19 protein-coding genes are annotated in these 23,935 nt (G+C 73.8%); 6 read left to right on the top strand and 13 right to left on the bottom strand.

Annotation, left to right across the window (positions count from 1 at the left end; translation table 11 throughout):
• Positions 1-7: 7 nt before the first annotated feature.
• The 4 genes from RLT57_RS09890 to RLT57_RS09905 all read right to left on the bottom strand — a co-directional run bounded on the left by RLT57_RS09890 (position 8) and on the right by RLT57_RS09905 (position 3,390).
• A complete protein-coding gene (locus RLT57_RS09890) occupies positions 8-1,282 on the bottom strand; it encodes an ATP-binding protein (RefSeq protein WP_311297001.1) in 1,275 nt (424 codons plus the stop codon).
• A gap of 12 nt (positions 1,283-1,294) precedes the next feature.
• Positions 1,295-1,969, bottom strand: a complete 675-nt coding sequence (locus RLT57_RS09895) for a response regulator transcription factor (protein ID WP_311297002.1) — start codon at positions 1,967-1,969, stop codon at positions 1,295-1,297.
• Between the two features lie 417 nt (positions 1,970-2,386).
• Positions 2,387-2,884 carry an ATP-binding protein gene (locus tag RLT57_RS09900; protein ID WP_311297003.1) on the bottom strand — a complete coding sequence of 166 codons (498 nt, stop codon included), beginning with the start codon at positions 2,882-2,884 and terminating at the stop codon, positions 2,387-2,389.
• A 137-nt stretch (positions 2,885-3,021) separates the two neighbouring features.
• Entirely contained in the window at positions 3,022-3,390 is a 369-nt protein-coding gene (locus RLT57_RS09905) for an STAS domain-containing protein (protein ID WP_311297004.1), read from the bottom strand.
• A gap of 277 nt (positions 3,391-3,667) precedes the next feature.
• Between RLT57_RS09905 and RLT57_RS09910 the strand changes: the two genes are divergently transcribed.
• Positions 3,668-4,519, top strand: coding sequence for an RNA polymerase sigma factor SigF (locus RLT57_RS09910; RefSeq protein WP_311297005.1), 852 nt, complete (start codon positions 3,668-3,670; stop codon positions 4,517-4,519).
• A 94-nt stretch (positions 4,520-4,613) separates the two neighbouring features.
• Here the strand turns inward: RLT57_RS09910 and hutI are convergent, their stop codons facing one another.
• The 4 genes from hutI to hutU all read right to left on the bottom strand — a co-directional run bounded on the left by hutI (position 4,614) and on the right by hutU (position 10,315).
• Positions 4,614-5,813 (bottom strand): imidazolonepropionase, encoded by a 1,200-nt coding sequence (gene hutI, locus RLT57_RS09915; RefSeq protein ID WP_311297006.1) that lies wholly within the window; start codon positions 5,811-5,813, stop codon positions 4,614-4,616.
• A gap of 119 nt (positions 5,814-5,932) precedes the next feature.
• Positions 5,933-7,279, bottom strand: a complete 1,347-nt coding sequence (locus tag RLT57_RS09920) for a formimidoylglutamate deiminase (protein ID WP_311297007.1) — start codon at positions 7,277-7,279, stop codon at positions 5,933-5,935.
• Entirely contained in the window at positions 7,270-8,472 is a 1,203-nt protein-coding gene (locus RLT57_RS09925) for an allantoate amidohydrolase (protein ID WP_311297008.1), read from the bottom strand. The genes RLT57_RS09920 and RLT57_RS09925 overlap by 10 nt, the downstream gene beginning before the upstream one ends.
• Positions 8,473-8,647: 175 nt before the next feature.
• Positions 8,648-10,315, bottom strand: a complete 1,668-nt coding sequence (gene hutU, locus RLT57_RS09930; RefSeq protein WP_311297009.1) for a urocanate hydratase — start codon at positions 10,313-10,315, stop codon at positions 8,648-8,650.
• A gap of 141 nt (positions 10,316-10,456) precedes the next feature.
• Here hutU and RLT57_RS09935 point away from each other — a divergent pair, with 141 nt between their 5' ends.
• Positions 10,457-11,797: a diaminopimelate decarboxylase gene (locus RLT57_RS09935; protein ID WP_311297010.1), complete on the top strand. Its 1,341-nt coding sequence runs from the start codon at positions 10,457-10,459 to the stop codon at positions 11,795-11,797.
• Here the strand turns inward: RLT57_RS09935 and RLT57_RS09940 are convergent.
• From RLT57_RS09940 to RLT57_RS09955, 4 genes are all read right to left on the bottom strand, one after another.
• The gene (locus RLT57_RS09940) at positions 11,787-12,374 is read right to left on the bottom strand and encodes a hypothetical protein (protein WP_311297011.1); all 588 of its coding nucleotides are present in this window, start codon (positions 12,372-12,374) and stop codon (positions 11,787-11,789) included. The two genes, RLT57_RS09935 and RLT57_RS09940, sit on opposite strands and share 11 nt — an antisense overlap.
• Before the next feature lie 98 nt (positions 12,375-12,472).
• Complete coding sequence (locus RLT57_RS09945; RefSeq protein ID WP_311297012.1) at positions 12,473-13,498, bottom strand: MurR/RpiR family transcriptional regulator; 1,026 nt, start codon at positions 13,496-13,498, stop codon at positions 12,473-12,475.
• A gap of 380 nt (positions 13,499-13,878) precedes the next feature.
• Positions 13,879-16,098, bottom strand: a complete 2,220-nt coding sequence (locus tag RLT57_RS09950; protein ID WP_311297013.1) for an MMPL family transporter — start codon at positions 16,096-16,098, stop codon at positions 13,879-13,881.
• A 180-nt stretch (positions 16,099-16,278) separates the two neighbouring features.
• Positions 16,279-17,610 (bottom strand): AMP-binding protein, encoded by a 1,332-nt coding sequence (locus RLT57_RS09955; protein WP_311297014.1) that lies wholly within the window; start codon positions 17,608-17,610, stop codon positions 16,279-16,281.
• Between the two features lie 91 nt (positions 17,611-17,701).
• On the opposite strand from RLT57_RS09955, the gene RLT57_RS09960 reads away from it, so the two are divergent.
• Positions 17,702-18,121, top strand: a complete 420-nt coding sequence (locus RLT57_RS09960; RefSeq protein ID WP_311297015.1) for a hypothetical protein — start codon at positions 17,702-17,704, stop codon at positions 18,119-18,121.
• 489 nt (positions 18,122-18,610) lie between these two features.
• Here the strand turns inward: RLT57_RS09960 and RLT57_RS09965 are convergent, their stop codons facing one another.
• A complete protein-coding gene (locus RLT57_RS09965; protein ID WP_311297016.1) occupies positions 18,611-19,999 on the bottom strand; it encodes a cystathionine beta-synthase in 1,389 nt (462 codons plus the stop codon).
• A 150-nt stretch (positions 20,000-20,149) separates the two neighbouring features.
• Between RLT57_RS09965 and RLT57_RS09970 the strand changes: the two genes are divergently transcribed.
• The 3 genes from RLT57_RS09970 to RLT57_RS09980 all read left to right on the top strand — a co-directional run bounded on the left by RLT57_RS09970 (position 20,150) and on the right by RLT57_RS09980 (position 23,878).
• A complete protein-coding gene (locus RLT57_RS09970) occupies positions 20,150-21,169 on the top strand; it encodes an SGNH/GDSL hydrolase family protein (RefSeq protein WP_311297017.1) in 1,020 nt (339 codons plus the stop codon).
• Between the two features lie 314 nt (positions 21,170-21,483).
• Positions 21,484-22,704 carry an acetyl-CoA C-acetyltransferase gene (locus tag RLT57_RS09975; RefSeq protein ID WP_311297018.1) on the top strand — a complete coding sequence of 407 codons (1,221 nt, stop codon included), beginning with the start codon at positions 21,484-21,486 and terminating at the stop codon, positions 22,702-22,704.
• Between the two features lie 379 nt (positions 22,705-23,083).
• Positions 23,084-23,878, top strand: a complete 795-nt coding sequence (locus tag RLT57_RS09980; protein WP_311297019.1) for a hypothetical protein — start codon at positions 23,084-23,086, stop codon at positions 23,876-23,878.
• The last annotated feature ends 57 nt before the right edge of the window (positions 23,879-23,935 follow it).

Consider the following 23,935-nt stretch of genomic DNA (forward strand, 5'->3'; position numbering starts at 1 on the left):
GGACGGCTCAGGCGGCGGGTTCGTCGGGCGGCGTGTCCCGGCGCGGGAGGATCTCCTGGGCCAGGAAGAGCGCGAAGACCGGGGGGCGCTGCTGGAGGAGTTCCAGCCGGCCGCCGTCCGCTTCGGCGAGGTCGCGGGCCACGGCGAGGCCGAGGCCGGTGGAGTTCCGGCCGCTGACGGCGCGTTCGAAGACGCGGGCGCCGAGGTAGGGGGGGACGCCGGGGCCGTCGTCGGAGACCTCGACCACGGCCTGGTTGCCGGTCACACGCGTGTGGAGGGCGACCGTGCCGGCGCCGTGCATCAGGGAGTTCTCGATCAGGGTGGCCAGTACCTGGGCGACCGCGCCGGGGGTGCCGACGGCGCGCAGCGACCGGCCGCCGGAGACCACCAGGGCGCGGCCCTCGGACTGGTAGGCGGGGCGCCACTCCTCGACCTGCTGGCGGATCACCTCGTCGAGGTCGAAGTCGACGGCGGAGCCGGAACGGGGATCGCGGGAGTTGGTGAGCAACCGCTGCACCACGTCGGTGAGGCGCTCGACCTGCCCGAGCGCGATGGTGGCCTCCTCCTTGACCGCCTCCTCGTCCTGGGCGGTGGCCACGATCTCCTCCAGCCGCATGGACAGCGCGGTCAGCGGGGTGCGCAGCTGGTGGGAGGCGTCGGCGGCCAGCCGGCGCTCGGCGGTGAGCATCCGGCCGATCCGTTCGGCGCTGGCGTCCAGGACGTCGGCGATCCGGTCCAGCTCGGGCACGCCGTACCGGCGGTGCCGGGGCCGCGGGTCGCCGGAGCCGAGGCGCTCGGCGGTCTCGGCGAGGTCGGTGAGCGGGCTGGCCAGCCGCCGGGCCTGCCGTACCGCGAGGGCGACGGCGGCGAGCACCGCCAGCAGCGCGACCGCGAGGATCACCAGCAGGGTGCGGCCGATCTGCTGGCTGATCTTGGAGCGCGACTCCTCCACCGTGACGGTTTCGCCGTGGTCACCGGTCTGGGCGGAGGAGATGACCTTGCCGTGCGGGAGGTCGCCGAGGTTGATCTCGGGGTAGCCGGGGACGCGTACCACCGCGTAGCGGCCGTCGGCGACCTGTCGTTCCAGACCCTTGGCGTCGACCGGCTCGGCGGCCAGCAGCCGGTCCTCGACGAGGCTGAGCAGCCGTACCGACTCCGACTCCACACCGTCCTGGGCGCTGCTCTGGATGGTCCTGGCCTCCACGACGACGAGCGAGATCCCGAAGACGGCGATGACGACGAGCACCACGGCCAGCGTGGAGGAGATCAGGCGGCGGCGCATGGAGGCGGCGGGTCAGTTCTTCTCGAACCGGAAGCCCACCCCGCGGACGGTGGAGATGAAGCGCGGGTTGGCCGCGTCGTCGCCGAGCTTCTTGCGCAGCCAGGAGATGTGCATGTCCAGGGTCTTGGTGGACGACCACCAGGTGGTGTCCCAGACCTCGCGCATCAGCTGCTCGCGGGTGACGACCCGGCCGGCGTCCCGTACCAGCACCCGCAGGAGGTCGAACTCCTTTGCGGTGAGCTGGAGTTCGTCGTCGCCCATCCAGGCGCGGTGCGACTCGACGTCGATCCGTACGCCGTGGGTGGAGGGCTGGGCGGGCTCGGCGGTGCCGCGGCGCAGCAGCGCCCGGACCCGGGCGAGCAGTTCGGCGAGGCGGAACGGCTTGGTGACGTAGTCGTCGGCACCGGCGTCCAGACCGACGACGGTGTCGACCTCGTCGGCTCGGGCGGTGAGCACCAGGACCGGGAAGGTGTGGCCCTCCACCCGGATCCGTCGGCACACGTCGAGACCGTCCATGTCGGGCAGGCCCAGGTCCAGCACCACCAGGTCGACGGAGCCGAGCAGTGCCGTCTCCAATGCGGTGGGTCCGTCCTCGCGCACCTCGACCTCGTAGCCCTCGCGGCGCAGTGCGCGTGCGAGCGGCTCCGAGATGGATGCGTCGTCCTCGGCGAGAAGTACGCGGGTCATGGGCTTGATGGTAGTCCGCACGGGGCAGCCGCGACTCGCTGGTGCGCACGGGGCCACGGACGACGCTCCGCCCGGGGCGCGGCGGAACTCCGTGACCGGCCGGGTTCCCCGCCGGCGGCCCGGTGGTTCAGTCGGCCGCGGTGGAGGCGTCGGGGCGCGTGCGGGTGTGCAGGCGCCTCAGAGGTGAGGGACGTCTCAGGCGCGCGGGCGCCGGAGCAGGAACGGGAGGGCCGGGTGGAAGGGGACGCGGAGAGGGCCGGGACCTGTCGGGTGGATCTGCGCGGGTCGAGGAGCGGGGTCCGGTGGGGGCGGGGACGGCGGAGGAGGGAGGCGGCGTGGTGCGTCGCCGACCGGCGGGAACGCGGCAGGCGTGCGCAGCCGGACCCCGCGGCACCGCGACGATCCCGACGACAGGCCCTAGGAGGGCGCGGCCAGTTCGGCCCACACCGTCTTGCCGGGGCGGCCGTCCTGGCGGGTGACGCCCCAGTCGAGGCAGAGGCGCTGCACGATGAACATGCCGTGGCCGCCGGGGCGGCCCGCGCGGTGCGGGGTGCGGGGGGCCGGGTCGCCGGGGCCGCCGTCGACGACCTCGATACGCAGCGCCTTGGCGCTGTGCCGCAGCCGCAGCTCCTCGGGACCGCCGGCGTGCAGGCAGGCGTTGGTGACGAGCTCGGAGACCACCAGCAGGACGTCTTCGGCGGCGGCCCGGCGGTCGGCGGTGGCGGCGGGCAGCCAGCCCCACTCGTTCAGCGCCTGCCGGGTGAAGTCCCTGGCCCGGGGCACGATGCCGCTCTCCCCCGACAGCGCCAGCCGCTTCTCCTGCTCTGGCGTCCGGGGGGGCACGTCGGGCTCGCCTTCGGAGCCTCCCGTGTCCGGGCCGCGATCGTCCGCGGCGTAGGGCCGAGTGGTGCTCATCAGGGCCTCACCTCACGGATGTCCAACTGCGGTCCGTCGGTCTTCTGCCCGGTCGATCTCCGGGAACACGTCGAGAGCGGCGACAATGCGCGTCCGCTCCGGCGATGGTCATTCACGCCGCCCCCGTCCACCCGCCACTACCCCTGAAGTGCCTGGTCAAGGGTGTCATGAACGGTGAAGACCGTCTCTGCCCCGGTGATCTCGAAGACCCTGGCGACCGTCGGCCGCATCGCCGCCAGGTGCACCGCGCCGCCGATGGCCTCGACCCGCAGCCGGGCGCCGAGCAGCACGTTCAGCCCCGTGGAGTCGCAGAACGCCAGGTCGGCACAGTCGATCACCAGCCGGGTGGTCCCGGCGTCGACCGCGGCGCCCAGCGGTTCGGCGAGCACGTCCGCGGTGTGGTGGTCCAGCTCTCCCGACGGCGTGAAGACGGCGCTGTCGCCGACCTGCCTGACCTCGACACGCAGCCTGCCCAGGCCGGCCGTGCCGACCGCGTCGCGGTCCATGTGAGCTCCTTACTACATCCCTGGTGACGCGCCACCCGACCCTACGCGTTCGGCGGCGGTGACGGTAGTCGGCACGTTTCCCACACCCCGCTCATACGCCCTGCACACAGCTTTTGTGCGCTCGTCACCTGCCGCGCCGTCTCCCGGCGGCCGGGCCGCGCGCCGCCCGCCGCGGACTTGCGGCACCCTCCGGACAGGGGGTACAGCTGGAGGTACGGCACTGGCACGGCCGCCCGGCACCGGCCGCCGACCGCCGACGCGAAAGAGGGAGGAGCACATGACACCCCGACTCGGCCTGGATCATGCGCAGGAACAGTTCGGGGGTCTTCAGGGGCTCCCGGAGATTCCCCCCTACGAGGAGATCGGACCGGTCGACGCGCGCGCCCTGTCCAAGACGCTCTTCGCCCGCCTCCGGACGCTGGAGGAGGGCACGCCCGCGTACTCGTACGTCCGCAACACGCTGGTGGAGCTGAACCTGGCGCTGGTGAAGTTCGCGGCGTCCCGGTTCCGCACCCGCAGCGAACCGATGGAGGACATCGTCCAGGTCGGCACGATCGGCCTGATCAAGGCGATCGACCGGTTCGAGCTCACCCGCGAGGTGGAGTTCCCGACCTTCGCGATGCCGACCATCGTGGGCGAGATCAAGCGGTTCTTCCGCGACACCAGCTGGTCGGTGCGGGTGCCGCGGCGGCTGCAGGAGCTGCGGCTCGACCTGGCCAAGGCCGGCGACGAGCTGGCCCAGCAGCTGGACCGCACGCCCACCGTACGGGAGCTAGCCGACCGGCTGGACCTGCCCGAGCACGAGATCATCGAGGGCATGGCGGCGAGCAACGCGTACACCGCCAGCTCGCTCGACGCCCAGCCCGCCGATGACGACCCGGAGGGGGCCCTGGCCGACCGGATCGGCTACGAGGACCACGACCTGGAGGGCGTGGAGTACGTCGAGTCGCTGAAGCCGCTGATCGCCGGCCTGTCGTCCCGGGACCGGGAGATCCTCTCGCTGCGGTTCGTCGGCAACCTCACCCAGTCGGAGATCGGCGAGGAACTGGGCATCTCCCAGATGCACGTGTCGCGGCTGCTGACCCGGACGCTGTCCCGGCTGCGCCGGGGGCTGCTGGTCGAGGAGTAGGCCGCTTCGGCCGGTACGTCCGCCGCCGCACCGTCCCCGCCGCCCGTCGCGGCCGGGCGGACGTACCCGGCGACCGGCGGACGTACCGGCGGTCCTACGGGGCCGCCGGTCCTACGAGCAGCCGTCCGGCCTGCCACACCGCAGCCGTCAGGGGCACTCCCGGGCGGTAGGCGAGGTGGACGTGGCTGGGGGCGTCCAGAAGGTGCAGATCGGCGCGCGCGCCCGGCGCGACCGTACCGACGTCGGTACGGCGCAGGGCGCGCGCGCCGCCGTGTGTGGCCGCGCGGACCGCCTCATCGGGGGTCATGCGCATGTCCCGGACGGCGACCGCGACGCAGAACGCCATCGAGGTGGTGAAGGACGAGCCGGGGTTGCAGTCGGTGGACAGCGCGACGGTCGCGCCGGCGTCCAGCAGGCGGCGGGCGTCCGGGTAGACGGCGCGGGTGGAGAACTCGGCGCCGGGCAGCAGGGTGGCCACGGTGGTGCCGGCGGAACCCGCCAGCGCCTCGACGTCCGCGTCGGTGAGGTGCGTGCAGTGGTCGGCGGAGGCGGCGCCCAGTTCCACCGCGAGCCGGACGCCGGGGCCGGGTCCGAGCTGGTTGGCGTGCACCCTGGGGACCAGACCGCGGTCCCGCCCCGCGGTGAGGACGGCGCGGGCCTGGTCCCCGTCGAAGGCGCCCCGCTCGCAGAAGACGTCGATCCACCGGGCGTGGGGCGCGCAGGCGTCGAGCATCGGGCCGGTGACCAGGTCCACGTAGCCCGCCGGGTCGGCGGCGAACTCCGGCGGGACGACATGGGCGCCGAGATAGGTCACCTCGGCCGTGTGCGCGGCGGCGATCCGCAGCGAGCGGGCCTCGTCGCCGACGGTCAGGCCGTAGCCGGACTTGGTCTCCATCGTCGTGGTGCCCTGGCGCAGCGCCTCCGCCAGGTGCCGGGCGACGTTCGCGGACAGCTCGGCGTCGGAGGCGGCGCGGGTGGCGGCGACGGTGGTGCGGATGCCGCCCGCGGTGTAGGGGCGGCCGGACATCCGGGCGGCGAACTCGGCGCCGCGGTCGCCGGCGAAGACCAGGTGGGAGTGGGAGTCCACGAAGCCGGGGAGCAGCGCCCGGCCGCCCGCGTCGACCCGGTTGTCACAGGGGGGTGCTTTGCTTGTCCCACCGGTCCACACGACGCGGTCGCCGACGATGACGACGGCCGCGTCCCGGACCAGTCCGAGGGGGTCGCCGGGAGCGCAGAGGGAGGGATCGTTGGTGACCAGGGTGCCGATGTTGGTGATGACCGTGCTGGTCGTCATCGTTTTCGCCTCCGCTTTCCGTGCCGTCCGTGCCGTCCGTGTGCCGCCGCCGCGCCGGATCGGCCGGGCGGGTCCTCACCTGCTGCGGGCCGGGGTGCGGCGCGCAGTCCGGGCCGGGGTCAGTCCGGCCGGGCGGCGGCGATCGCCCTGGCCAGGGCCGCCGGCACGTCCTCGACGAGCTGGTGCACCCCGTCGCGGACGACCGGCCGACCGCCCACCACGGTGTGCCGGACGTCCGCTCCAGTCGCCGCGAATACGGCCGTCTCGGCGCCGAGCCGCGGCGGGGGGCCCGCCGTGCGCACCGAGTCCAGCGCGATCGTGGTGAAGTCCGCGAGCGCGCCCGCCTCCAGCCGGCCCGCGTCCGGCCAGCCGAGGCCGGCGTGGCCGTTCTCGGCGGCGGTGCGCAGCAGCTGAGCGGCGGTCCAGTGGCCCCGGGTGCGGCTGCGCAGCCGTTCGTCCAGCTCCAGCGCGCGCGCCTCCTCGAACAGGTCGATCACCGCGTGGCTGTCGCTGCCCAGGCTCAACAGGCAGCCGGCGCGCTGTAGTCGGAGCGCCGGGCCGATGCCGTCGGCGAGGTCCCGTTCGGTGGTGGGGCACATGCAGACGGTGCCGCCCGCGCCGCCGAGCAGGGCGATGTCCTCGTCGGTGAGGTGGGTGGCGTGCACGGCGGTGGTGTGCGGGCCCCAGAAGCCGGAGTCGGCCAGCAGCCGGGCGGGGGTGCGCCCGTGGACGGCCAGGCACGCCTCGTTCTCGGCGGGTTGCTCGGACAGGTGGATGTGGACCGGCACGTCGCGGGTCCGGTCGGCGAAGGCGGCGTAGTCGTCCCGGTCGGAGAAGGCGCGTACCGAGTGCAGCGCGGCGCCGATCCTGGCGTGGCCGCCGCCTCTGAGCCGGGTCCAGCGGTCGTACCAGCGGTCCGCGGTGCCGTCGCCGAAGCGGGTCTGCGTGCCCTCCAGCGGGCGGTAGCCGCCGTGGGACAGGCCGCCGTGCAGGTACGCGGCGTCCAGCAGGGTGATCCGGATGCCGGCCTCGCCGGCGGCGGCGATCAGCGCCTCGCCCATGGCGTTGGGATTGCCGTACGGAACGCCGCCGCGCTGGTGGTGCAGGTAGTGGAACTCACCGACGCAGGTGATGCCGGTCAGCGCCATCTCGGCGTACACCGCGCGGGCGAGGTCGAAGTACGAGTCGGGGGTGAGGTGGGAGGCGACCGAGTACATGACGTCGCGCCAGGTCCAGAAGGTGCCGCTGCCGACCTGGACGGTGCCGCGCAGCGCCCGGTGGAAGGCGTGGCTGTGGGCGTTGGCCAGGCCCGGCAGGGTCAGCCCGCGCAGCGCGGTCGCGCCGGGCGGGGGCGTGTCCACCCCGGTGCGCAGTCCGCTGATCCGGCCGTCTGCGACGGTCAGGGCCACGCCCGGTTCGACACAGGTGTCGAGCCAGGCGTGCTCCAGCCAGTACGTCACCCGCACGCGAGGCCCTCCAGTACGTCGGCGAGCGCGTCGACCCCCGCCGCGCAGTCGTCCTCGGCCGCCGACTCCGCCGGGGAGTGCGAGACCCCGGTGGGGTTCCGTACGAACAGCATGGCGGTCGGCACGGCGGCGGACAGGATTCCGGCGTCGTGTCCCGCGCCGGTGGGCAGCACGGGCACCGGGTTTGTCCCGGTGGGCGCGATCAGGCGGGTGAGCCGGTCGCGCAGGTCGTGGGCGAACTCGACGACCGGGGTGAAGGACTCGCGGACCACGTGGACGGCCACGCCGTCGCGGGCGCCGCGTTCCCTGGCCGCCTGCTCGACGGCGGCGACGAGCGCGGCGAGGGTGTCCTCGTCGGCGGCGCGCGAGTCGAGCCAGCCGCGGACCAGGGAGGCGATGGCGTTGACGCCGTTGGGTTCGACGGCGACCTTGCCGAAGGTGGCCAGTGCGCCCGCCAGCCGGGCCTTCTTGCGGGCGGCGAGCACGGTGGTGGCGTAGGTCAGCATCGGGTCGTGGCGGTCTTCGAGCCGGGTGGTGCCGGCGTGGTTGGCCTCGCCGCGGAAGTCGAAGCGCCAGCGGCCGTGCGGCCAGATCGCCGAGGCCACGCCGACCGGGGCGCCGGCCAGGTCCAGCGCGCGGCCCTGTTCGACGTGGAGTTCCACGAACGCGTCGATGCGGGCCAGACGTTCGGGGTCGGGTCCGAGGGCGGCCGGGTCGCGGCCGGCCCGCTCCATGGCTGCGGCCAGGGTGACGCCCTCGGCGTCGCGCAGCTCCCTGGCCTGGTCCGGGGTCAGCCGGCCGGCGGTCAGCCGCGAGCCGGCGCAGGCGACGCCGAAGCGGGCGCCTTCCTCGTCGCCGAAGTTGACGACGGCGAGCGGTTTGCGGGGCTCGGCGCCGCGGTCGCGCAGCGCGTCGACCGCGGCGAAGGCGGAGATCACACCGAGCGGGCCGTCGTAGGCGCCGCCGTCCGGCACGGAGTCCAGGTGGGAGCCGGTGACGACGGCCTGTCCGGCGAGGGGGTCGCCGAGCCATGCCCACTGGTTGCCGTTCCGGTCCACCTCGTAGGTGAGGCCGCGCGCTTCGGCCTGCGCGCGGAACCAGGCGCGGCAGTCGGTGTCGGCGGACGTCCAGGCGAAGCGGCGGTAGCCGCCGGAGGCCGCGCTGCGCCCGAGTGGCAGCAGGTCCCGCCACATCTCGTGGAACCCCGGCGGCCGGGCGGCCTTCTCCGCCGCCCGCCGTGTTCCCTCGCCGGCCCTCTCCCCCGCTCTCCCCGCTTGCGCCGCCTTTTCCGCTCCGCCGCCCGCCGGGGCCGGGACCTCCGTTCCGGGGCCGTGGTCCGCGGGCGCCGGGCGGGCCTGATCGCCGCCGTCACGCATCGACGGTGCCCTCCCGCATGGGAACGCGCACCCCGCGGTCGGCGGCGACGCTCCGCGCCGAGTCGTAGCCGGCGTCCACGTGCCGGATGACGCCCATGCCGGGGTCGTTGGTGAGGACGCGGCGGATCTTCTCGGCGGCCAGGGCGGTGCCGTCGGCGACCGTGACCTGGCCCGCGTGGATGCTGCGGCCGATGCCGACGCCGCCGCCGTGGTGGATGGAGACCCAGGAGGCGCCGGAGGCGACGTTGACCATGGCGTTGAGCAGCGGCCAGTCGGCGATGGCGTCGGAGCCGTCGAGCATGGCCTCGGTCTCGCGGTAGGGGGAGGCGACGGAGCCGCTGTCGAGGTGGTCGCGGCCGATGACGATGGGCGCCTTCAGGGTGCCGTCGGCGACCATCTCGTTGAAGCGCTCGCCGGCCCGGTCGCGCTCGCCGTAGCCGAGCCAGCAGATACGGGCCGGCAGGCCCTGGAAATGGACGCGTTCGCCGGCCAGCCGGATCCAGCGGGCCAGCGACTCGTTCTCCGGGAAGAGGTCGAGGATCGCCCGGTCGGTGGCGGCGATGTCGGCGGGGTCGCCGGACAGCGCGGCCCAGCGGAAGGGGCCCTTGCCCTCGCAGAACAGCGGCCGGATGTAGGCGGGCACGAAGCCGGGGAAGGCGAACGCCCGCTCGTACCCGGCGAGCCGGGCCTCGCCGCGGATGGAGTTGCCGTAGTCGAAGACCTCGGCGCCGGCGTCCTGGAAGCCGACCATCGCCTCGACGTGCGTGGCCATCGACTCGCGGGCCCGTTCGGTGAACTCGGCGGGCTTCTCGGCCGCGTAGTCGGCCATGTCGGCGAAGTCGACGCCGAGCGGCAGGTAGGCGAGCGGGTCGTGGGCGGAGGTCTGGTCGGTGACGATGTCGATGGGGGCCTGCAGGGCGAGCAGCCGCGGGACGAGTTCGGCGGCGTTGCCGAGAACGCCGACGGACAGCGGGCGGCGGGCGTCGCGGGCTTCGGTGGCCAGTCGCAGGGCGTGGTCGAGGGAGTCGGCCTTGACGTCGAGGTAGCCGTGCCCGAGACGGCGCTCGATGGCGCGCGGGTCGCAGTCGACGCAGAGCACGACGCCGCCGTTCATGGTGACGGCGAGCGGTTGGGCGCCGCCCATGCCGCCGAGTCCGCCGGTCAGCGTGATGGTGCCGGCCAGCGTGCCGCCGAACCGTTTGGCGGCGACGGCGGCGAACGTCTCGTAGGTGCCCTGGAGGATGCCCTGGGTGCCGATGTAGATCCAGGACCCGGCGGTCATCTGCCCGTACATGGTCAGGCCGAGCGCTTCCAGGCGGCGGAACTCCTCCCAGGTGGCCCAGTCGCCGACCAGGTTGGAGTTGGCGATCAGCACCCGCGGCGCCCACTCGTGGGTCTGCATCACGCCGACCGGGCGGCCGGACTGGACGAGCATGGTCTCGTCCTGCTTCAGGCCGCGCAGGGTGCGGACCATCGCGTCGAAGGAGTTCCAGTCGCGGGCGGCCTTGCCGGTGCCGCCGTAGACCACCAGCTGGTCGGGGTGTTCGGCGACCTCGGGGTCGAGGTTGTTCTGCAACATCCGCAGCGCGGCTTCCTGCGGCCATCCCTGAGCGCTCAGTGCCGTGCCGCGCGGTGCGCGTACCGGCCTCGGTCCCGTCATCGGTCCGGTCTCCTCGTCGTCGCGATACCCGGTGGAGTTATTCATTCACATCCTGGCCAGCTGAATAGCCCTAGTCAACAAGGTGCCGGCCGGCAGGGGGCCGGTGGCGGCGCCGCCGGACGAGGTGGTGGGATGGTCGTCATGAGTGATGAGCCGGGGAAACGGCGGGGGCACGCGCTGCGCGCGGCGGTCCGGCAGGGGCTGGTGAACGAGGGCGAGCCGGTGGTCGGGCTACTGGACGTCACGGGCGTCGAGCACGCGGCGGCGGCCCTCCACTCCGCTTTCGCCACGCCCGGGATGACGGTCACCCACACCTTCGCCGTCAAGGCTGCCCCGCTCGTACCGGTGCTGGCGCTGCTCGCCGAGTGCGGGCTCGGCGCCGAGGTGGCCAGTCCCGGCGAACTGGCACTGGCCCGCGCGGCCGGCGTCCCGGCCGACCGGACGGTACTGGACTCCCCCGCCAAGACCGTCGCCGAGCTGCGGCGGGCGCTGGCGCTCGGCGTCGCGGTCAACGCGGACAACGCGCTGGAGCTGGACCGGATCGACGCCCTGCGCGCCGCCGTGCCCGGCTCCGCCTCGCCGGTCGGGCTGCGGGTCAACCCGCAGACCGGCGGCGGCAGCATCGGCGCGATGAGCACCGCGACCGCCACCTCCAAGTTCGGGGTGGCGCTGCGCGACCCGGGCGCCGAGGAGTGGGTGCTGCGCGCCTACGCCGAACGCCCGTGGCTCGACCGCCTGCACACCCACACCGGTTCGCAGGGCGTGCCGCTGGAGCTGATGGCCGCCGGGGTGCGGGCGGCCTACAAACTGGCCGAGCGGATCAACCGGGCGGCCGGGCGGCAGCAGGTCCGCGTCCTGGACATCGGCGGCGGCCTCCCGGTGAACTTCGGCTCCGACGTGACCGCCCCGGGCTTCGCCGCCTACGCCGACCTGCTGCGCCGCGAGGTCCCCGGGCTCTTCGACGGCCGCTACGGGCTGGTCACCGAGTTCGGCCGGTCGCTGCTGGCCAAGAACGGCACCGTGCTGGCCCGGGTCGAGTACGCCAAGTCGGCCGGCGGCCGGCCCATCGCGGTCACCCACGCCGGCGCCCAGGTCGCCACCAGGACCGTCTTCGTACCCGACGCCTGGCCGCTGCGGGTGCTCGCCCTGGACGGTGCGGGCCGCGAGAAGGGCGGCGAGCCCGTCGTCCAGGACGTGGCAGGGCCGTGCTGCTTCGCCGGCGACCTGGTGGCCAAGGCGCGCCCGCTTCCGCTGCTCGCGGCCGGCGACCACGTGGCCCTGCTGGACACCGGCGCCTACTACTTCTCCAACCACTTCGCCTACAACTCGCTCCCGCGGCCGGCCGTCCACGGGTACGTGGCGGCCGACGACGGCGGCGTCGCCTTCGCCCCGGTCCGCACGGCGCAGACCGAGGCGGAGCTGCTCGCCGAGAGCGGAGCCGGACTGCCGCCCCTGCGGCGGAGGCGGTCGGTCAGCGGCTGACTGCCACCCGGCTCCGTGCGGCGGCGGCAGCCGCCGACCGGCGCCGCCGGCCACCGCCCGGGGCCGCGTCGCCGGCCGCGATGCCGGTCAGCTCGTACGCGTCGGGCCGGCCGTCCGGGCGCACCCAGAGCAGGGCGTCCGCGGACCGCTCGATCCGCGCCACCCGGCGGCTCCTGGCCCACAGCCCCGCGCCGAGGCCGCCGACCAGCATGCCGCCCGCGCACGGCAGCAGCACCGAGGAGCCGGCGGCCACCACGAACGCCGCGGCCAGCCACCAGCGGCGGCGGCGCAGCCAGGCCCGCGCGGTCACCCGGCGGTCCTGGAGGTACACCGACTTGGCGGCCCGCGAGGCGGCCTCGGCACGCTGTGCGTAGCGCCCGCCGCGGACCACGAACGCCGCCACCGCGGCCAGGACGAACAGCGCCGCCCCCGCCATCACGCCGATACGGCGTCCGGTCGGGCTGAACGTCACCGCCGTCCCCGGCGCCGCGGCGATCACCCCCAGCCACCACGACCAGCACGCCGCCGCGCGCACCGTCACCGCCACCCGCGCCAATGTGTAGGCCCCGCGCACCACGTCGGGCTCCCTCCGTCTCAGCTGAACGAATGCTCGGGAGAGTACTTCGCGTTTCTCAGATTTTCGTTAAGACGTCCGCTGCCATTCGGCCTCCGCCGTCATTCGACGAACACGCCGCGGGCCGCCGCCCGCGCGTCGAACTCCTCCAGCCGGGCCTGCGGGTCCGGCAGCGCGTCGCACATCGACTCCAGCAGTACCCGGCCGAGCAGCATCGGGGCGCAGGCGGTGTCGAAGGCCAGACCGGTGCCCACGGCGGCCGGCAGCAGCAGGTCGCTGTGGGCCGCGACCGGGGCGAAGGCGCTGTCCGCGACCGCCACCACGGTCAGGCCCGCCTGCCGGGCGTAGGCCAGCGCGTCGACCACCTCGCGCGGGTGCCGGGGCAGGGCGAAGCACAGCAGCGCGCTGGCGCCGGCCCGCACCGCCGCGTCGATCCGGTCGCCGAGCATCGTGCCGCCCTCGTCCAGCAGCCGCACGTCCGGGTGCACCTTGGCCGCGAAGTAGGCGAAGCCCCGGGCCTGGGCGCCGGCCGCCCGCAGCCCGAGCACCGGCAGTGGGCGGGAGGCGGCGAGCACCGTCCCGGCCCTGGCCACGGGGCCGGGGTCGGCGAGCAGCGCGGCCAGGTGCCGCAGGTTCTCGATCTCGGCGTGCACGGCCTGCTGGTACTCGTTGTACCCGGCGGCGTCCGGCGGGAACTGGGCCGGGGCGACCTCCCGCAGGTGCCGGCGCAGCGCCGGGTAGCCGTCGAAGCCGAGGGCGACCGCGAACCGGGTCACGGACGGCTGGCTGACGCCCGCGAGTTCGGCCACCTCCACGCTGGACAGGAACGGCGCCTCGTCCGCCTTGCGGACCAGGCAGTGCGCGATGCGCCGCTGAGTGGGCGTCAGCCGCCGCGCCTCGAAGAGTTTCAGCAGCCGGGCCGAGGCGTCGGCCGCCCCGGCGCCGTCCCGGGCCGCGGTCCCGGTGCCGACCGCGCTTCCGGCACCGGCGCCGGAAGCGCGGCCCGCGCCGACGCCGGGACCGGCGGCGACGTCAGCACCCGTGCCAGCGGCGGCACCGGCTCCGGCTGCGGCACGAAGACCCCGGCCCGGCCCGTCCGCCACCGCTTCGCGCTCCGCGTCACCCATCGCAGTCCCGTCCCTGGCCCGTGACCCACCCGTCGTTATTCACCGGGACAAGACTCTGCATGAAGTTATGCACTCAGGCAAGGCGAGCGGCACGGACCGCACCCCGCCGCGACGCCCCGCCGACCGCCCCGCCGACCGCCGCGCCCACCCGGTGCACGGCGTGCGCCGCCGCCACCGCACGCCGTCCCGACCAGCGCCCTTCGCCGACCGTCCAGCGCTCCGCCAGCGTAACGGAAGGGCTGGACAGGTGGTCGACACCTGCCCAGCCCCTGTGGACGACTTCGGCGCCCCCGCGGACCGCGGCGCCCCGGCACCTCCGCCGGTGCGGTGGCGGGTGCGCCCGAGGGCGTGTCAGCGGCGCCGTCCGACGGCGTGCCGGCTCAGCCGCGCTGCCCCGATCCGTCCAGTTCGCCGGCCTCCTCGGCCTCCCGGCCGCCGCCGCCCGGCGCCGCGCCGGCGCCGGAAGCGGGGGTCAGGGCCGTACCGCCGGACGGGAACGGCTCCCCGCCCCGGTCCGCGTGCCCCGGCCACCAGGCGGCGTGCCCGATGAGCGCGGTGAGGCTCGGCGTGAAGAACATCGCCATCACGAACGCGGCGATCACGATGCCGAAGGCGATGGCGAAGCCCATCTCGGTCAGGAAGGTGTTGCCGGACAGCATCAGGGTGGCGAAGGTCGCCGCCAGGATGAACCCGGCCGCGCCGATCGTCGGCCCCGCGTGCCGCAGTGCCTCGGCGGCGGCCTCGCGTGGCTCGCGGCCCTCGCGGGCCTCCTCCCTGAGCCGGGCGATCATCAGGATGTTGTAGTCGGTGCCGATGGCGACCACGAACAGGTACATGATGATCGGCAGCATGAAGATCAGCCCGTCGCCGCGGCCGAAGATCAGCACCGTCGCGCCGAGCGTGGCGCCGAAGCCGAGGGCCACCGACGCGATCAGGTACCAGGGGGCCACCACGCTGCGCAGCAGCAGCCCCAGGATGATCATGATCAGTATCGCGGCCACCGGGAAGACCGTGCGGTAGTCGTGGTTCACGGCGGCGTTGATGTCCCGGTAGATCGAGGACGTACCGCCGACCACCGACTCCGTCCCGGGCGGCGCGTTGTCCGACGCGACGCTGCGGACGTTGCCCACGGCGGAGATCGCCTGGTCGCTGGCGCCGGAGTACTTGAGCGTCAGGGAGAACAGCGCGGTGGTCCGGTCCTTGTTGAGCCCGGTCCTCTGGTCGAAGGAGCCGTCCGCGACGCCGTCGGCCGCGCGCAGCTCGGACAGGTACGCGTTGAAGTCGATGCCGGCCAGCGGCTTGCCGTCGGTGCTGGTCAGGAAGACCGAGGTCGGGTCCGCGGCGCCGGCGGAGTACGCCTTCTGCATGGTGTCCTGGACGACCATGGACTCCTTGGTCTTGGGGATGGACCCCGAGGCCAGGTCGTAGTTCGCCTTGTAGCCGAGGGTGCCCAGCGCCAGCAGCACCATGACCAGGCCGGAGACGATCACCACCAGCCCGGACTTGCGGCCCACCAGCCTGCCGATGGCGGCGAACCGGGCGTCGGACGGCTCCTGCCGCCACTTCTTGCCGGGCCAGAACAGCACCCGCGGCGGGATCAGCGAGCAGACGGCCGGGAAGAGCGTCAGACCGGCGATCAGCGTGACCGCGACCAGGATGGCCAGGGCCGGGCCGAGCTGGGTGAGGAAGCCGAGGGTGGACAGCGCGAGCGCCAGGAAGGAGATGATCACCGCGCCGGCCGCGGAGGCGATCGCCTCGCCGACCCTGGTGACGCTGTTGACCATCGCCTGCTTGGGTTCGTCACCGGCCCGCAGCCGTTCCCGGTAGCGGAACATCAGGAACAGGAAGTAGTCGGTACCGACGCCCAGCACCACCACGATCAGCAGCGCCGAGATGGAGCTGTTGGCCTGGAGCCCGAAGAGCTTGGTGGCGTCGGCGATGAGCGCGTTGGAGGTGGTGAAGACCAGGCCGGTCAGAACGATCAGCGGCATGACGGCCACGATCGGCGACCGGAAGATGATCAGCAGCGTGATGATGATGATCAGCAGTGAGCCGATCAGCGCCACCGCGTCCGAGGTGTTCCCGGCGTCCTGCTGGTCGAGGCCCTGTGCCGCCTGGCCGCCGACCTGCACCTTGAGGTCGGTGCCGGTGGCGAGGTCCGCGGAGTCGGTGCGCAGCGCCTTGGCCGCGTCCTGCTGGGCGGGCTGCCCGGCCGTGTCCTTGTTCATCTGGACCAGCGCCGTCTGGTACTTGCCGTCCTTGGACGGGGTGCCGGCGATGACCTTCTGGACCTGGTCGATCTTCCTGTGGCCCAGACCGTCGGTGATCCGGGTGATGTCCGCCTTGTCGGCGGCGGTCAGCGGGGCGCCGTCGGTGCGCTGGTAGAGCACGATCGCGGACGGGGTGAAGGACGAGGGGAACGCCTTCTCCTGGAGGTCCATCGCCTTGATCGACTGGTAGCTGCTGGGGAGGAAGCTACTTTCGTCGCTGTTCGACGGAAGACTCGGCGCGGTGGCGATGATCGCGACGGCTGCGATCAGCCACGCCACGATCGTCCAGATGGGATGGCGGACGACGGTGCGTCCTATGCGGTGGAACATGCGGTGCTGCCTCCATGGCAGGGCGTATCACCGCCACCCTTTGGAGCGGTACCCGGGTATCGGCGACCCGGACGGCGCCAGGCCGTCCGGTGGTGGTCATGTCTGGGTGGTTGCAGACACCGATCTTACTTGCCGCCCGGCAAGTGGCAAGCGGCGGCCCCCCTGCCCCCATCCTGCCGGTCACAGCGGGGGGAGCAACCGCTTTTGCGGCTTGCCCATCGCGTTGCGCGGCAGCTCGGCGAGGAAGCGGACCGCCCGTGGCCGCTTGTGCGCCGACAGCCGCGCGGCCACGAAGTCGGTGAGCTCCGCCTCGCTCACCCCGGTGGCCACCACGTAGGCCACCACCTGCTGCCCCAGGTCGGCGTGCGGGGCGCCGACCACCGCGGCCTCCCGGACCGCCGGGTGGGCCAGCAGCGCGTTCTCCACCTCCCCGGCGCCGATCCGGTAGCCGCCGGACTTGATCAGGTCGGTGGAGGCCCGGCCGACGATCCGGTGGGTGCCGTCGGGGTCGACGGCCGCGATGTCGCCGGTACGGAACCAGCCGTCGTCGGTGTACGAGGCCGCGGTCGCCTGCGGCCGGCCCAGGTAGCCGTCGAAGAGGGTCGGGCCCTTGAGCTGCAGCTCCCCGATACCGTCGGCGGACTCGGCGATCCTGGTGACGATGCCCGGCAACGGCGTGCCGACCGCGCCCGGCCGCCGCGCGCCCGCGGCCCGCGCGCTCACCGTGATCAGGGTCTCCGTCATGCCGTAGCGCTCCACCGGTTCGTGCCCGGTCAGCGCGCGCAGCTCCTCGAAGACCGGCGCGGGCAGCGGCGCGCTGCCGGACACCAGCAGCCGCGCTCCGGACAGCGCGCGGGCGGCCCGCTTGTCCCGCGCCACCCGGTGCCACACCGTGGGCACCCCGAAGTAGAGGCTGCCGCCGGCCGCCGCGTACGCCGCCGGGGTGGGCCGTCCGGTGTGCACCAGGCGGCTGCCGGTGCGCAGCGCGCCCAGCACCCCCAGCACCAGGCCGTGCACATGGAACAGCGGCAGACCGTGCACCAGGGTGTCCTGCGCGGTCCACTGCCAGGCGGCGGCCAGCGCATCCAGGTCGGCGGCAATGGCGGCCCGCGAGATCAGCACGCCCTTGGGCGGCCCGGTCGTCCCCGAGGTGTACAGCACCAGGGCGGTCTCCCCGGCCGGCTGCCCGGCGTGGTCCGCGCGCTCGGCGAAGTCCACGGTCAGCAGCTCGGCGCCGGAGTCCCGCAGGATGTGCTCCCGCTCACCCGGGCCCGCGTCGGGGGGCACCGGTACGACGGGGACGCCGGCCAGCAGCCCGCCGACGACGGCGGCGACGGTCTCCAGCGAGGCGGTCGCCTCCACCGCGAACGCCTTCGTCCCCGCGACCCGCCGCGCCACCGCGCCGGCCGCGCCCAGCAGCTCCTCGTACCCGCACGCCCTGCCGTCCACGGTCAGCGCGTCCGCCCGGTCCCGGCCCCCGTACAGGGCGGTGAGCAAGGGCACTTCGGGCATGGCGGATCCTCCTCGGGGACGGCTGGCCCCCGGGTGGGAACGGGGGCTGACCCCAGTGTCGCCCACCCCCCGCACTGCCTACGGTAGCCACATGGACGCCCGTGACCCGGAGCTCAACAAGGAACTCTCCGCCACCCTGCAGGCCCGCAAGGACCTCGGGGCGGAGTACGAGCCGGAACTCGTCGACTCCTTCATGGACAAGGTGGCCGAACGCGTCGACAGCCGTGTCGAGCAGCGTGTACGCCGTGAACTCGCGCAGCAGCAGACCTCGTTCGCCCGCGCCGGCCGCCGCCCGATCGGCCCTCCCGAGCACGGGGCGCGGTTCGCCCGCTACGGGTTCGCCGGGTTCACCATGATCGCCGCGATCCCGCTGTCCGCCATCGGCGCGGTCAACGCGGGCACCGCCGGGCTGTTCATCACCTGGGCCGGCGTCATCGGGGTGAACGTCGCCCAGGCGCTCGGCAGCGTCTACGGGTCGCACGGCACGCAGGAGAAGGACGAGTGGGCTTAGGCCTGTCGTCCCGCCCGGGTCTCCGCGGCGTCGCCCGGCGCCCGTAGGAGGCCGGACGGCTGTCCGGACCCCGGCGGGGGCGCCCGAGGGCGGAACCAGGAAAAGGGAAAAGGGGGAAAAGGAGTGGGGCGGGAACCGCCGCACCCCCTGGGTTACAAGGCCCAGAGGGGCGGGACGACGGCGGTCCCCGCCGGGACGCGAGCCGGGTCAGGGCCGGGCCGTGCGCGTCCAGGGTCACCATGGTGTCCGGGAGCCGCTCCGGATTCCTTGGCGCCACATTCGGTGGGTCTTCCCGGCCGGTTTTTTCAGTACCCGCCGTTCCGACATGTCCAAATGTGGCGGACGGTTGTTAAGCCCGTGCTGCGTGTACGTGTCGCGGGTGTACCAGTTCCGGGAATCCCCGCCAGCCCGCGCGCCGCGGCCCCGGCCGGGCCGGTCCGGCCCGGTGAACGCGCGTAGCAAGGCTCCGCACGCGCCGGGTCCGCGGGGTCAGACGCCGCCGTGCTCGGCGAGGAAGGCCAGCAGGTCCTGTCTGCTGACCACTCCGGTGGGCTTGCCCTCCACCAGCACGATCGCCGCGTCCGCGCCCTCCAGCACCGTCATGAGGTCCGCGACCGGCTCCCCCGAGCCGACCTGCGGCAGCGGTGCGCTCAGGTGCTTGTCCAGCGGGTCGTCCAGCAACGCGCGCTTGGTGAACAGCGCGTGCAGCAGTTCCCGCTCCACCACCGAGCCGATCACCTCGGCGGCCATCACGTCGGGGTGTCCGGCGCCGGGCTTGACCACGGGCATCTGCGAGACGCCGTACTCGCGCAGCACCTCGATGGCCTGGCCGACCGTCTCGTCCGGGTGCATGTGCACCAGGTTCGGCAGGCCGTCCGCCTTGCGCGCGACGACGTCGGCGACCCGGGCCCGCCCCTCGCTCTCGTCGAGGAAGCCGTGCGAACTCATCCACTCGTCGCTGAAGATCTTCGACAGGTAGCCGCGTCCGCTGTCCGGCAGCAGCACGACCACGACGTCGTCGGGGCCGAGCCGCTCGGCGACCTTGAGCGCCGCGACGACCGCCATCCCGCAGGAGCCGCCGACCAGCAGGCCCTCCTCGCGGGCCAGCCGCCGGGTCATCTGGAAGGAGTCCTTGTCGGAGACGGCCACGACCTCGTCGGCCACCTCGCGGTCGTACGCGGTCGGCCAGAAGTCCTCGCCGACGCCCTCCACCAGGTACGGGCGGCCGGAGCCACCGCTGTAGACCGAGCCCTCGGGATCGGCGCCGATCACCTGGACCCGGCCGTCGCTGACCTCCTTGAGGTAGCGGCCGGTGCCGGAGATGGTGCCGCCGGTGCCGACGCCCGTCACGAAGTGGGTGATCCGGCCGTCGGTCTGCCGCCACAGCTCGGGGCCGGTGGAGTGGTAGTGCGACAGCGGGTTGTGCGGGTTGCTGTACTGGTCCGGCTTCCAGGCGTTGGGGATCTCGCGCACCAACCGGTCGGAGACGTTGTAGTACGAATCGGGGTGTTCGGGGTCCACAGCGGTGGGGCAGACCACGACCTCGGCGCCGTACGCGCGCAGCACGTTGATCTTGTCCATGGAGACCTTGTCAGGGCAGACGAAGACGCACCGATAGCCCTTGCGCTGGGCGACCAGGGCCAGCCCGACCCCGGTGTTGCCCGAGGTGGGCTCCACGATGGTGCCACCCGGCCGGAGTTCACCGCTGCGTTCGGCGGCCTCGATCATGCGCAGGGCGATACGGTCCTTGACGGACCCGCCGGGGTTGAAGTACTCGACCTTGGCCAGGACGGTCGCCCGGACGCCCTGGGTCACGCTGTTGAGCCTCACCAGCGGGGTGTTGCCGACGAGGCTGATCATCGAGTCGTGAAACTGCACCGTTTGTCTCCGGGTTCTCCGAGATGGGTACGGCCAGCCTAGGCGGGAAACGCCCCGGGGGCCGCCAACGTTGTGGTTGTCGGTGGTGCCCTCCGGGGCACCGGGTAGCTGTACGGTGCAAATACTGGGGTAGTGGAGGTGGTCGGCTCGATGTCGAGGGCGACAGTGGCACGGCGGATCGCGACCGCGGCGGCGTTCGGCGGTGGCGGGATCAGCCTGCTGGGCGGGGCGGCGGTCGGCGTGCTGCTGACGGAGGTGCGGCTGGCCAAGCGGGTGGTCGGCGGCTCGGACGACGTGCCGCCGCGGGCGGACGGCCGGTACGGCTCCGCGTTCGGCCACCGCACCGGGGAGTCGCCGCTGCGGCTGGGCTTCCTCGGGGACTCCACGGCCGCGGGCCAGGGTGTGCACCGGGCCAGGGAGACACCGGGAGCACTGCTCGCCTCCGGCCTCGCGGCGGTCGCCGAACGGCCGGTGCAGCTGGTGAACGTGGCGCTGCCCGGCGCCCAGTCCGACGATCTGGCCCGCCAGGTGTCGCTGCTGGTCGGCTCAGCGCCGCCGGACGTGGCGGTGATCATGATCGGCGCCAACGACGTGACCCGCCGGATGCCGCTGGCCACCTCGGTGCGGCTGCTGTCGGACGCGGTACGGAGGTTGCGCGCCGCCGGTACACAGGTGGTCGTCGGCACCTGTCCCGACCTGGGCTCCGTCGAACCGGTCTACCAGCCGCTGCGCTGGCTCGCCCGGCGGGCCAGCCGCCAACTGGCTGCGGCGCAGACCATCGCGGTGGTGGAACTGGGCGGCCGTACGGTCTCCCTCGGCGACCTGCTGGGGCCGGAGTTCGAGGCCCGCCCCCGCGAGCTGTTCGGCCCGGACAACTACCACCCCTCCGCCGAGGGCTACGCGACCGCCGCCATGGCCATGCTGCCGACGGTCTGCGCGACCCTGGGCCTGTGGCCGGAAGCCGACGAGCACCCGGACGCCCGCCGCGGCGAGGGCTTCCTCCCGGTCGCCCAGGCCGCCGTGGAAGCGGCTTCCGAAGGCGGCACGGAGGTCGCCGCCGGCCCCCGGGGCCGCTGGGCCCTGCTCAAACGCCGCCGCCGTCGCCCCCTCCCGGACGACCACCACCCCACCGCCGACCCCGCGTTACGCTCCGCGAGCCCCACCCCCTGACCACGCGGACCGACCGCCACGGGCTGAGCCCGCGGCCCCGTTGCGCGCCGCCGCGACGGCCGGTCACCCCGTTTCCCGTGCCCCTGCCCGTGCCCGCTCCCGGCGGCAGCCGGCCCCGGGCACGGGCCCTCCCCCGGCGGCAGCCGGAGGGCGGTGTGGGGCGGCCCGGATCCGGGTAAGGCACCCCGCAGGGGTAAGCAAGCGCTCAGAAAGTAGCCCGCATCACAGCGCCGCCCCGGTGACCCACCCCACTACGTGCGGGTAACTTCCGAGAACCAGCACCGACCACCCGCCGCTCGCCGAGGAGTGCCGCGATGCCCGAAGCCGTCATTGTCTCCGCCGCCCGTTCGCCCATCGGACGCGCCTTCAAGGGGTCGCTCAAAGAACTGCGTCCGGACGACCTGGCCGCGACGATCATCCAGGCCGCACTCGCCGAGGTGCCGCAGCTCGACCCGCACGACATCGACGACCTGATGCTGGGCTGCGGCCTGCCCGGCGGCGAGCAGGGCTTCAACCTGGGGCGGATCGTCGCCGTGCGGATGGGCATGGACCACCTGCCGGGCTGTACGGTCACCCGCTACTGCTCGTCCTCACTGCAGACCACCCGGATGGCGCTGCACGCCATCAAGGCGGGCGAGGGCGACGTCTTCATCTCGGCGGGCGTCGAGACGGTCTCCCGCTTCGCCAAGGGCAACTCCGACAGCCTCCCCGACACGGTGAACCCGCTGTTCGACGACGCCCGGGCGCGTACTCTGCAGCGGGCCGAGCAGGGCGGCGGGGAGTGGCACGACCCGCGCGAGGACGGACTCGTACCGGACGCGTACATCGCGATGGGCCAGACCGCCGAGAACCTGGCGGCGCTCAGGGGCGTCAGCCGCCGCGAGCAGGACGAGTTCGGCGTGCGCTCGCAGAACCTCGCCGAGGAGGCGCTCAAGAACGGCTTCTGGGAGCGCGAGATCACCCCTGTGACGCTCCCGGACGGCACCGTGGTCGCCAAGGACGACGGGCCGCGCCCGGGGGTCACCATGGAGGGCGTGGCGGGCCTCAACCCGGTCTTCCGCCCCGACGGCACGGTCACCGCCGGCAACTGCTGCCCGCTCAACGACGGCGCCGCCGCGCTGGTGGTCATGTCCGACACCAAGGCGCGCGAGCTCGGCGTCACGCCGCTGGCCCGGGTGGTCTCCACCGGCGTGTCCGCGCTGTCCCCGGAGATCATGGGCTACGGCCCGGTGGAGGCGTCCCGGCAGGCGCTGCGGCGGGCCGGGATGACCGTCGGCGACATCGACCTGGTGGAGATCAACGAGGCGTTCGCCGCGCAGGTCATCCCCTCCTACCGCGCCCTCGGCGTCGACCTGGACCGGCTGAACGTCAACGGGGGCGCGATCGCGGTCGGCCACCCCTTCGGCATGACCGGCGCCCGCATCGCGGGCACCCTCATCAACAGCCTCCGGTTCCACGACAAGCAGTTCGGCCTGGAGACGATGTGCGTGGGCGGCGGGCAGGGCATGGCGATGGTCATCGAACGCCTTTCCTGATCGCGCGTCCACCGCGCCGCGATCCCCGCGGCGACCGCGCCCGCCGCCCCCCGTGGCACACCGACGCCGCCGCGGCCGCGACCCGGCACCGGCCCCCAGCAGCGACGATCACCCGAAGTATCCGGTCAGCTCCATTGCGCACTCTGTGTGACATAAGTCGCAACGAAATCGCCCCCGGGATGTGATTTTTCCCCGGGGGTGCTTCGTTCTCGCAGGTCAGCACGGCATTGGACGGACAACCCGGACCCACAGAACCCCCCAATTCATGACGTTCCGCACTGCAAAGGCCACGGGTTTACCGGCAGAGTGATGGTTGGGAAAAGTTTCAGCCACCACTCAGGTGGGCAACGCTCGGGTCGCGTCAGTCGGGAGAACGTCAGTGAGTGCCAACTTCACCGTCCTGCTGGTCGCCGCGGGTCTCGCCGCGGCCGCGGGCACCGCCGCCCTTGTCAGCGCGCTCGGCGTGCGCCGCGAACTGTCCGCGCTGCGGCACGAGCTGACCGGCCCGCGGCTGCCCGCCCAACGTGCCTCCTCCGCCGACATCCGGTCCGCGGTCGCCGACGCGCTCGCCGACGAACGGGAGCGGGAGCTGGCCGAGGCCCGCGCCTTCTGGGCCGAGCAGGAGTCCCGCGAGACCGCGGGCGAGGGCACGTTCTTCCGCGGCGGCCCGTTCGGCGCGACCGCCGACGCCGCCCCCGCCGAAGCCGTCGCCGAGGGCGCGCTGCCGGACTACGAGGTCCCGCCGGTGCTCCCCTGTCTGCCGCGGCAGGCCGACTCCGCGGGCCTGGAGGCCGACCCGTCCGAGGTGACGCTGCCCGCGCCCGGCGCCGTCCCGCACCCCTCGGGCCCGGACTTCGCGCCCTTTCCGGTGGTCGCCTCCCGGGACCAGACCGCGGAACGGCTCGCCGACCTCGCCGACGCCCGCGTCCCGCTGTCGGACGTACGGCCCGGACCGCTCGGCACCCTCGACGTGTACGTGTTCGCCGACGGCACCACGCTCTGTATGACCCCCGGCCACCGGGAGACCGCCCTCAGGCTGTCCGGGGCGCTGGACCGCGGCGAGGTCCCGGTGCTGCGCGGCGGCTCGGCGATAGCGGGCGCCTACGCGCTCACCTTCGCGTACGGGGACGAGAGCGTGTACGTGCTCGCCGACCGCGTGGTCGCCTCCCTCTGAGCCGCCCGGACCCCGGCGGCTTCCCGGGCCCGGCGGCGCCTCGGCCGCCGGGCCGAG

This window comes from Streptomyces sp. ITFR-21 (assembly GCF_031844685.1).
Lineage (GTDB): Bacteria > Actinomycetota > Actinomycetes > Streptomycetales > Streptomycetaceae > Actinacidiphila.

Coding starts and splice junctions, on each gene's coding strand:
- RLT57_RS09945 (WP_311297012.1), bottom strand. CDS start 13,498: ATGGGTGACGCGGAGCGCGAAGCGGTGGCGGACGGGCCGGGCCGGGGT.
- RLT57_RS09925 (WP_311297008.1), bottom strand. CDS start 8,472: ATGTGGCGGGACCTGCTGCCACTCGGGCGCAGCGCGGCCTCCGGCGGC.
- RLT57_RS09910 (WP_311297005.1), top strand. CDS start 3,668: ATGACACCCCGACTCGGCCTGGATCATGCGCAGGAACAGTTCGGGGGT.
- RLT57_RS09960 (WP_311297015.1), top strand. CDS start 17,702: ATGGACGCCCGTGACCCGGAGCTCAACAAGGAACTCTCCGCCACCCTG.
- RLT57_RS09970 (WP_311297017.1), top strand. CDS start 20,150: ATGTCGAGGGCGACAGTGGCACGGCGGATCGCGACCGCGGCGGCGTTC.
- RLT57_RS09905 (WP_311297004.1), bottom strand. CDS start 3,390: ATGGACCGCGACGCGGTCGGCACGGCCGGCCTGGGCAGGCTGCGTGTC.
- hutI (WP_311297006.1), bottom strand. CDS start 5,813: ATGACGACCAGCACGGTCATCACCAACATCGGCACCCTGGTCACCAAC.
- RLT57_RS09935 (WP_311297010.1), top strand. CDS start 10,457: ATGAGTGATGAGCCGGGGAAACGGCGGGGGCACGCGCTGCGCGCGGCG.
- RLT57_RS09900 (WP_311297003.1), bottom strand. CDS start 2,884: ATGAGCACCACTCGGCCCTACGCCGCGGACGATCGCGGCCCGGACACG.
- hutU (WP_311297009.1), bottom strand. CDS start 10,315: ATGACGGGACCGAGGCCGGTACGCGCACCGCGCGGCACGGCACTGAGC.
- RLT57_RS09950 (WP_311297013.1), bottom strand. CDS start 16,098: ATGTTCCACCGCATAGGACGCACCGTCGTCCGCCATCCCATCTGGACG.
- RLT57_RS09890 (WP_311297001.1), bottom strand. CDS start 1,282: ATGCGCCGCCGCCTGATCTCCTCCACGCTGGCCGTGGTGCTCGTCGTC.
- RLT57_RS09975 (WP_311297018.1), top strand. CDS start 21,484: ATGCCCGAAGCCGTCATTGTCTCCGCCGCCCGTTCGCCCATCGGACGC.
- RLT57_RS09895 (WP_311297002.1), bottom strand. CDS start 1,969: ATGACCCGCGTACTTCTCGCCGAGGACGACGCATCCATCTCGGAGCCG.
- RLT57_RS09955 (WP_311297014.1), bottom strand. CDS start 17,610: ATGCCCGAAGTGCCCTTGCTCACCGCCCTGTACGGGGGCCGGGACCGG.